This is a genomic window from Mesorhizobium sp. M4B.F.Ca.ET.203.01.1.1 (assembly GCF_004791025.1).
GTDB lineage: Bacteria > Pseudomonadota > Alphaproteobacteria > Rhizobiales > Rhizobiaceae > Mesorhizobium > Mesorhizobium abyssinicae.
The window spans coordinates 120,604-129,884 of record NZ_SRUO01000016.1 but is presented as its reverse complement, the minus strand read 5'-3'; the positions used below and the strand labels follow the sequence as shown (position 1 = coordinate 129,884).

Sequence of the window (9,281 nt, the reverse complement as noted above, 5' to 3'; positions counted from 1 at the left end):
AGGTGCCGTTGGCGTTGAGCACCAGCGTGCCGTACTGGCCCGCGATCCCGGCGCCGCCGAGATTGCCGCTCACCGGGTTGGAGACGTTCGAGCCGGTGGCCACGCCGGTCACCGCGCCGCCGGGCGCCGCGCCATCGGCGCCGAGCACGTCAGGTGTTCCGTCGCTCAGCACATTGCCCGAGACCTGCGCGCCTTCCGAGACGCTGTTGGTATCTGGACTCGCCGATGGCACGTCGTCGACGATGTTGGCGGAGAGCGTGCCATTGGTGCTCTGGCCGTCCATGTCGGTCAGCGTGACCGTGAAGTTCTCGAACAGGCTGTTGGTGCTCTGCCCGGTGGCATGCGCCTCGTTGTCGTTGAGCGTGTAGGTATAGCTGACCACGCCGGTGCCGGCGTTGTAGCCGGTCACCGTCAGCGTGTTGCCGAGCGCGGTCGTGAACGAGCCGCCGGTGAAGGTGCCGTTGGTGATGAAGGCGTGGCCGTCGATCGCCAGCGAGGCGATGCCGTCGGGCGAATTGATATTGAAGGTGCCCGCGCCCGTCTCAGCCGCGCTTGCCGGATCGGATCCGGGACCGCCCGGCGTGCCGACGTTCAGCGCCGCTTCATTCACGATCACGTCGCCGCCATTGGCCTCCGGCGTCAGATTGGAGATCTCCGGCGTCGAGTTGCCGATCGAGATCGTCAGCGTGGTGTGCGAGGTGTCGCCGTCGCCGTCCTTGATCGTGTAGGTGAAGACGTCGTTGACGCCGCCGGGCGTGCCGGCGTCGCGCACATAGGTGTAGGAGCCGTCGGCGTGCAGCGTCAGCTTGCCGTACTCACCCTGGATCGGCGTATTGAGCGTGCCCGTGTTGTCCAGATCGGCATTGGTCGTGCCCTTGGCGACGCCCACCACCGTCGCGCCATCGGCGCCCTGGACGTCGGCAACGCCGTCCGTCGTGTTGGTGTCTGCGGCGTCGGTTCCGCCGGTGAGCACATTGCCGGTCGCCGGACCGAACTGGCCGGCCGCGATGCTGTCGGTGTCGGCGACCGCCGTCGGCACGTCGTCGATGATCGCGACGGCAAAGGTGGTGCTGGCCGTATCGCCGTCGACATCCGTGACGGTGATGCTGAAATTGTCCGGAACCGTATCGTTGGGATCGTATGCGTTTGTGTGATCGGGATGGGTGACCGACTCGGTCACCGTGTAATTGTATTCGATGGCACCGGTGACCGGGTTGAAGGACACGATCGTGATGTAGCCGAACTGACCCTGGATCTGCTGCCCGACGCCGCTGACCGTGACGCCGTTGATGACGATCGACCCGATTCCGTCAGGCGCGTCGACGGTGATCGTGCCGATGCTCGACGTTTCGGCGTTGCTCGGCGCGTCGCTGCCGGGCGACTGCGACGGACCGCCGTTAATGCCGGTTTCGCTGGCTGCCTCGTCGGGGGTGAGCAGCGACACCGCCACCACCGAAACGCCTCTGTCCACGACATTGGGGAAGAGTTCGCGCCGCTCGAGCTGGCCGAACTGCAGGGCCGTCGGCGGCAGCAGAGCCGACAGGCCGAAGCCGTCGCCGATGCCGCCGGGGGGAACGGAGAAGTTTCCGCCCGCGCTGTTCGGCGAACCATTCCCGGATCCGGCCGACATCGAGCCGTCGGCGCCGAAGGCGACGTCGACATGGCTTGCTTCCAGCGCCGCGATCAGGGCGACGCGCGGCACCTCGACATCGCCGAGGATGAAGGTCGGCACGTTGAGGGCGCCGTCCTTGATGACGATCTGCGACCCGTCGGGCTGCACGAGCACGAGGTTGTGGCCATCGACCTTGATGTTGTCGATCGAGACATTGGCCGGAAGCCTGACGACGTTGCCGGCATCGGCCACATAGTCATGCGCCGCGCCCGCCGGTGCGTTTGCCGCTGCCGCGCCTGCTGCGGGCGGCTTGGCCGCCGGCGCTTCGGGCTGCACCGGTGCGCCGCTGCCGACGTCGACCGGCACCGGATCCGCCGGCGCGGCCTGCCCCGTCGAGGCTGCCTGCGCGACCTGGATCTCCTGCGCCGGTGTCAGTCCGGCATGTTCGCTGGATGCTCCATGTGCGTCAAAGGAACCTGAAACGTTGTCCAAATCGATATTGGTCGTCATGGCTTGAAACCCCTCCGGTATTTCCCGGAAAGAGACAGGGACGACCTTGTCTTTGCAACCGTCTCTCAATCTGCTTCATATACGCGAATATACGGACTTTTGTATTTTTTACGCATGGTAAACCTTCGAGGTATAACCTGATATGCATGCCGTCTTCTGGAGCCAGCTTGGTCGGCGACGGGCGGCGGGGTTTCATAAATATAAGTATAAATAAGAATAAAATTTTAGATAAAGTAGCTAAAACAGATTTCGCTAAATTTATCCACCTTCATTTCCAATAATTTGAGACGGGATTGATAGCGTCCACAGTCAAAGGTGGGCGTCATGAAAACACAAAAGATCGTCCTGGGGAACGCCGGGCTCAAGATTCTCCTGCTGGCAATGGGGCTCTCCAGCCTGCCGCTGCCGGCATCGGCGAGCGCCATGCCGGGTGATTCGGCCTCGCCCGCCGCGCCGCTCGAAGGGCTCCGGGCGCCGCTCAGCCTGGGCGGTGTTTCGCTGGCCAGATACCAGCCCTGGCAGCCCGCCGCGTCATACCGGATCGAAATGATCTCCGCCGCCTACAGCTTCGCCGAGGTCGACCGCTCGGCGGCCTCGTCGGCGGCGCAAGCCGATGCCGGCATCGACCCGATACAGACGGCCGCGATCATTCCGGGTGTGTTCGGCTCGGTCGCCCTGTCGATGCGCAACTTTCCGGTCGCGGCGCGCTGGGCGCCCGTCTACAAGGCGATCGTCGGCTGTGCGGCCGACACCGGCTGCGAGCGCAAGAACGCCGCCTTTGCCGCGATCGTCGATGCCGCCAAGGCAAAGGGGTTCAGCGACAGGCTGGCCTTCGTCAACACCAGCATCAACCGCCTGATCGCCTACCGCAAGGACAGTGTCGTCTACGGCAAGATGGACTATTGGGCGAAGCCCTCGGAAATCCTCGAGCGCCGGGCCGGCGATTGCGAGGATTTTGCCATTCTCAAGATGACGGCGCTGCTCGAGGCGGGCATTCCGGCGCAGAGCATGTCGCTGGTCGTCCTCCAGGACCGCAAGCGGAAATTCTTCCACGCCGTGCTATCGGTGAGCACTGCCAGCGGCGCCTTCATCCTCGACAGTCTGGGCAACGCCGTCAGGCGCGACAGCGACCTGCCCGATTATGTCCCGCTCTATTCCTTCAGCATGGACCGGGCCTGGATCCATGGCTCAAGGACCGGCGGCGCCGAGATGGCCGACATCAAGGGCGGCTTTGCCACCGTTGCCCCCGGCGAGGGCCTGGAGCCGGCGATGGTATCCAGGGACTCAGCCCCGACCCGCATGGGCCCGCGCTGAGCAGTCTGCTCGGGCGGTCAGCCGTTGAAGACGAAAGCCATCAGCAATTCCGGCTCCGCCACCGGCGCGCGCACCACGTTGAGCTGGCCCCGGTAGCGCCGCTCGCCGACGCCGATGACGAAGCCGGTGTTGACCGGCGTCTCGCCATTCGCCTCGAGCCTGGCGAAGATATCGGCCACGTTGAGGTCGAGTGCCAGCTTCAGGTCATGCCGCGCATCGTCGTTCGGCGCCGTCGGCAGCTGGCGCTTGACCAGTTGCTGGAACGGCGCGTTGAAGGTCAGGATCTTCTTCGACGAGGACAGCGCGAAGGCCGGCGACGGGCAGGCGACCAGTATGGCGGTGATCGTCCTGATCGAGGCGAGCTTGCGCAGGCTCAGGTTTTCGTCAGCCATTCCGCGCATGCAGGCAACCCTGATCGCCGATGTCAGGTTCCCTTGTTCGGCATGGGCGATCTCGTCGACCAGCATGCCGATGGTGCATTTGCGGCTTTCGGCCATTTGCTTCAGCGTCACCCAGAAGGCGCGCTCGAGGCGGATGCCGCGGCGCACGCCGCCGCGCGCCACGACGCGGAATTCCGGCCCGAAATCCTCGGCCGTCAGCGGCAGGAGCAGCCGCTCGCCCTGGTGGGGGACGGCAGGTATGATGCTATCGCTCACTCATAGCCTCCTCGCGCGCCTTGTTGATCGGCTTCAAGAGATAGGTCAGGATCGTCTTGCGCCCGGTCTTGATGTCGACCGAGCAGATCATGCCGGGGATGATCGAATAGGCCTTGCCGTCCCTTTGCAGCGTCGACTTCTCCGTCGCGACCCGCACCTGGTAGTAGGGTTCGCCGGTCTTCTGATCGACCAGGCTGTCGGCGGTGATGTTCGAGACCTTTCCCTCTATGCCGCCGAAGATCGAGAAGTCGTAGGCCGTGACCTTGATCAGCGCTTCCTGGTCGGGCCGGATGAAGGCGACGTCGCGCGGCGAGACCCGGGCTTCGACCAGCAGGGTTTCCGAGGTCGGCACGATGCCGGCCACCACCGCGCCCGGCTGGACGAAGGCGCCGACGGTGTTCAGGTCCAGCGTGTTGACGATGCCGTCCACCGGCGAGCGGATATCGGTGCGCGCCACCTTGTCGGTGGCGCCGCGAATGGTTTCTTCGACGACTGAAAGATCGGCCAGTGCCTGGGTGAGGTCGTCCAGAGCTTCCTGCTGAAGCTGCAGGCCGAGCTCGTCTACCTGCAGCTGCGCTTCGGTGATCGCCGCCTTGGCCTTCTTGATGGTCTCGCCGGCGAGATTGAGCTGGCCGTTGAGCTCGGTCTGCTCGCGCTCGACGCGGAGCTGCTCGGTCTTGGCCATCAGGCCCTTCTTGACCATGGATTCGACCAGCTTCGCCTCCTGGTCGCTGACGACCAGGTTTTTCGACAGGCGGTCGAAATTGGCGGTCGCCTCGTCCAGTTCCTTCTCGCGCTGTTCGAGGCGGGACTTGAGCACCGACAGCTTGTTGTCGAAATTGCCGCGCCGGGCGACGAGCAGCTTCTGCTCATTGTCGCAGATTTCCGGGGCGACCGACTGGATATCGGCCGGGCACGGGAAGGGACCCGAAATGTTGCCGCCCTGCTCGTATTTGAGCCTGGCGATGCGTGCCTGCAGCGCGCGCGCCTTGGCCTGCTGTTCGCCAAGGCTGGAGGTGTTCATCGTATTGTCGAGGCGAATGATGAGGTCGTTCTTCTTGACGACCTGGCCAATCTTGACGGCGATCTCCTGGACCACGCCGGCCTCGCTGGCCTGGATGATCTGGGTCTTGGAGGCGGGTATGACCTTGCCGTCGCCGCGCGCGATCTCGTCGACTTCGGCGAACGAGGCCCAGCCGACGAAAGCGACGAACAGCGCCGCTATGATGTATATCGATGCCGACGCGAAAAACGGCGGACGATCTTCTCTTGCAAGCATCTACCCAGTCCCAATCAGGCGCTCGACTTCTGCAGCGCCTGGATGACTTGTTCCTTCGACCCGTCGGCGACGATCTTGCCCTGGTCGATGACAATGAGGCGGTCGGCGAGCTCCAGCATGCTGAAGCGGTGGGTCGACACGATCAGTGTCGTATTCCGCTCGAAAGCCACTTTGAGCTGCTTGATCAGCTGCCGTTCCGAGGCAAGGTCCATCGACCCCGACGGTTCGTCGAGAAAGACGATCTTCGGCTTGGTCAGCAGCAGGCGCGCGATCGCCACCGCTTGCCTCTGGCCGCCCGACAGATTGGTGCCGCGCTCGCCGACATTCATGTCGTAGCCACGCGGATGACGGGAAACGAATTCGTCGACGCCGGCGGCCTTGGCGGCCTCGATGATCTCCTCGTCGCTCGCCTCCGGCGCCGCCATCAGAAGGTTTTCCTTGATGGTGCCCGAAAACAGGTCGCCGGCCTGGGCGACGATCCCGACCGCGGCGCGCACCTCCGAGGGGTGGTATTGGCGAATGTCGATGCCGTCGACGAGCAGCTCTCCCGAGGTCGGCAGGAAAAGCCGGCCGATCAGGCGTCCCATCGTCGTCTTGCCCGAACCGATGCGGCCGATGATGCCGACCCGCTCGCCCGGCTTGATCGAGATGTTCAGCCCGCTCAGAACCTCGGTATCGGAGCCGGGATAGACGAAGCCGACATTCTTGAACATCATCGCGCCGCTGCGGATCGGGCGGTTGACGAAGCCCACCGTATCCGGCCGGTCCTCCGGCTGCGCCATGATCGAGTTGATGATCCGGAGCGACAGCATGGCCTGGCGGAATCGGGAGAGCGTGATGGCGATCTGGCCGAGCGGCGCCACCGCCCGGCTCGCCAGCATGACCGTGCCGATGATCGCGCCCGTCGAGACATAGCCCTCGGAGAAGGCATAGGCGCCGGCCACGACCAGGGCGACGGTCACCAGCTGCTGGATGGAGCCGGTGATGTTGCCGGCGGCGGCCGAAAGCTGCTTGATCTTCTCCGAGGTGTTGGCGGCGTTCTTCGAATGCTCGCCCCATTTGCGCAGCAGATAGGCCTCGGCGCGCAGCGACTTGATCGTCTCCAGCGTCGAAATGGACTCGACCAGCAGCGCCTGGCGCTGCGCGGCCTCGTTCATCGAGGCGGCGACGCGCTTGCCGATCCGGCGCTGCGTCACCAGGCCGACGATGACGGAGATCACGAAGGCCAGCGCCGGGATGATCACCAGCCAGCCGCCGATGGCGTAGATGACCAGCAGGAAGACGAAGACGAAGACGGTGTCGATGAAGACGCTGATGGTGTTGGAGGTGAAGAACTCGCGCACGAATTCATACTGGGTGACGCGGTTTGCGTATTCGCCGGTTGAACCGGGACGTGCCGACAGCGAGGAGTTCAGCACCTTCTCGAACAAAAGATAGGATATCCTCAGGTCCGCCTTGCGCCCGGCATAGTCGATCAGCGAGGCGCGCGCCGTCTTCAAAAGCAGGTCGAACAGGATGACGGCGGCGATGCCGAGCGCCAGCACCCAGAGCGTCGCGACCGCCTTGTTCGGCAGGATCCTGTCGTAGACGTTCATGGTGAAGATCGGCGAGGCGATGGCCAGCACGTTGATGAAGATCGCCGACAGCACGACTTTCGAATAGGTGCGCCAGAACGCGCCCATGGTTCCGGTAAGCCAGTGCCGCCTTTCGATCTTCGCCGCCGAGCCGACCTTCATCGCCTCGGTGGTGTTGGCATAGGTGATCGAGAACGACGCGCCGCCGCTGATGTAGCTTTCGGCCAGCTCGGACTTGCTGATCGTGGTGCGTCCGTTTTCCTGCGGCGCGGTGAGATAGTCGCCGCTGTCGATTTCCGCCAGCAGCGCGACCGGCAACTGGCTGACGCGAAACACGATAGCCGGCAGGTCGATGCGTCCACGCATGAAGTCGCGATGGTTGAACTCGCTGACCTCCAGGCCGATGCGTTCGGCAAGGTGCCTGATATCGCCGACCTCGATGCGCGACTCCGCGATCGGAACCCCGGCAAACAGCACGGTTTCCGCGCTCGGCCTGCCGAGATACGCCGCAATCGCCGAGAAGCAGGCCTTGAAAGCCTCCTTGGGCGACAGGATATTGGGCTGCTGATTCACGATCCGCCCCGAAGGACCAGCGATCGATGTTACATCGGCTGCTTCTTCCTCACCGGCGCGAGGATGTCGAACGGCAGATCGTTCTTCTGCTCCGACGGGGTCCGCGCATAGGTTTCGGTATCGGCGGTTTCCGGCACGCCGAACTCGGTTCGGGCATAGGCCGTCGACTGCTTCGCCGGCTGGATGTTCATCGTCTTCAGCAGCTCACCTGTCGCCGCCAGCAGCCGGTACTGGGCGAAAAGCGAGGCATAGGACGCGGTGTCCGCCAGCGTCGCCGTGTTGAAGCGCGTGTTCTGCGCATCGAGCACGTCGAGCAGCGATCTTTGGCCGACCTTGAACTGCTCGCGATAGGACCCGACCAGCCTTTCGTTGGCGGCGGCCTGCTGCTTCAGCGTCTTCGCCAGATCGGCTTGCCGGAAGCGGCGGTCCCAAGAGGTGCGGACCGCTTCCTCGATCTCGCGCAGGACCTGATGCAGGGCAAGGCGCTGCTCGCTGGTGCGGCGGATCTGCTCCTGCTCGTTGGCCTTGTCGATGCCGCCGCGATAGAGGTTCCAGCGCAGCACCACCCGCGCCTGCAGGTCGGTGGTGTCGCCATCGCTGCCGTCAATATCGGAACCGGCGCGGGCGCGGCCCTCGGCGATGATCGACGGTCCGAATTTCGCCCGTGCGGCATCCACCAGCGAGGCGGCGGCGTCGATATCGCTGTTGGCCATGTGAACGCGCGGATTGTTCTCGCGCGCCAGCCCGATCGCCTCGTCGAGCGACCGCGGCAGCGCGGCGGAGACATCGCCCGGCCGCGAAGCATTGGTCAGCGGCTTGCCGACGGTCTTGAAGAACCGGATCTTGGCCGCCTCCAGTTCCTCCGTGGCCTCCTGCATGCGCGCCTTGGCGGCGAACAGCCGCTCCTCGGCCTGCTGCCGGTCGGCCTCGTTCAGCGCGCCGCCGGCGATGCCTTGCTGGATGTCGCCGAGAATGGCCTGATGGAAGCCGAGGTTCTTTTTCGCCTCGGCAACGATCGAACCCTGCAGCATGTATTCGAGGTAGTCCTGGACCACTGAGAGGCCGATGAATTCGGACCGCTCCAGAACTCGGAACGAGGCGCCGTCGACGCGCGAGGCCTGGCGGTTCAATTCGGCTCGCCGTCCGCCGCTGTCATAGAGCGTCTGCGAGATCGTCAGATCGGTTTCGGCCGGATAGAGCGCGTCATCCTCGATGGAAAGGGCGCGCCGGTCCGGATTGTCGAGACGGCGGACACCGGCCGATGCTTCGGCATCGACACTGGGAAGGTAGAGACCCTTCGCCTGCCGCAACTCGAATTCGATTGCTTCGCGGTTCTGGATGGCCTGGCCGATCTCCGGATTGGATTCGACCGCGACTGCAATGGCTTCCTTGAGTGTGAGCGCGCTGGCAGTCCCACAAGCCAGCATCGAAACTGTGATGGCAAGCGCAATACGCCAGCCAACGGTGACCTTACCCGTCCTGTTCATTTTAACCCCGTGACTTTTATCCCAGCGCCCTTGTTTTTTTTGTAAGGCGCTTTTTGCCCAAGCCTGCCACCGGAGCTTGGGACGAGTATCTACCAGATTTTTCGAGGATGTGAGCACTTAATGAAATAGGGGCCGCCGAAAGCGGGGATTCCCGTCATTACACACGGCGGTTGTAGCAAAAATGGCACAGAAAGTAGGGGCCGCTGCTCGACATTTGGCGCGAAAGGAACGCCAGTTGCCTTGAAAGGAGCACAAGTACCCGCCCCACAAGCAAAG

General features: G+C 63.9%; 6 protein-coding genes. 1 reads left to right on the top strand and 5 read right to left on the bottom strand.

What is annotated here, in order from left to right:
* Positions 1-2,122, bottom strand: a 2,122-nt coding sequence (locus tag EN846_RS27030; RefSeq protein WP_210236126.1) for a VCBS domain-containing protein, incomplete at its 3' end; no start/stop codon positions are given.
* 324 nt (positions 2,123-2,446) lie between these two features.
* On the opposite strand from EN846_RS27030, the gene EN846_RS27025 reads away from it, so the two are divergent.
* Positions 2,447-3,436, top strand: a complete 990-nt coding sequence (locus tag EN846_RS27025; RefSeq protein ID WP_127391752.1) for a transglutaminase-like cysteine peptidase — start codon at positions 2,447-2,449, stop codon at positions 3,434-3,436.
* Positions 3,437-3,453: 17 nt separating this feature from the next.
* Here the strand turns inward: EN846_RS27025 and EN846_RS27020 are convergent, their stop codons facing one another.
* From EN846_RS27020 to EN846_RS27005, 4 genes are read right to left on the bottom strand one after another with little or no spacing between them, the layout of a single operon-like run.
* On the bottom strand, positions 3,454-4,092 hold the full coding sequence (locus EN846_RS27020) for a ribbon-helix-helix domain-containing protein (RefSeq protein WP_245478319.1): 639 nt from the start codon (positions 4,090-4,092) through the stop codon (positions 3,454-3,456).
* Positions 4,082-5,371 (bottom strand): HlyD family type I secretion periplasmic adaptor subunit, encoded by a 1,290-nt coding sequence (locus EN846_RS27015; protein ID WP_127285477.1) that lies wholly within the window; start codon positions 5,369-5,371, stop codon positions 4,082-4,084. Before EN846_RS27015 ends, EN846_RS27020 begins: the two co-directional genes overlap by 11 nt.
* A gap of 14 nt (positions 5,372-5,385) precedes the next feature.
* Positions 5,386-7,518 (bottom strand): type I secretion system permease/ATPase, encoded by a 2,133-nt coding sequence (locus EN846_RS27010; RefSeq protein WP_127391753.1) that lies wholly within the window; start codon positions 7,516-7,518, stop codon positions 5,386-5,388.
* 29 nt (positions 7,519-7,547) lie between these two features.
* On the bottom strand, positions 7,548-9,005 hold the full coding sequence (locus EN846_RS27005) for a TolC family protein (RefSeq protein ID WP_128273918.1): 1,458 nt from the start codon (positions 9,003-9,005) through the stop codon (positions 7,548-7,550).
* Positions 9,006-9,281 lie beyond the last annotated feature (276 nt).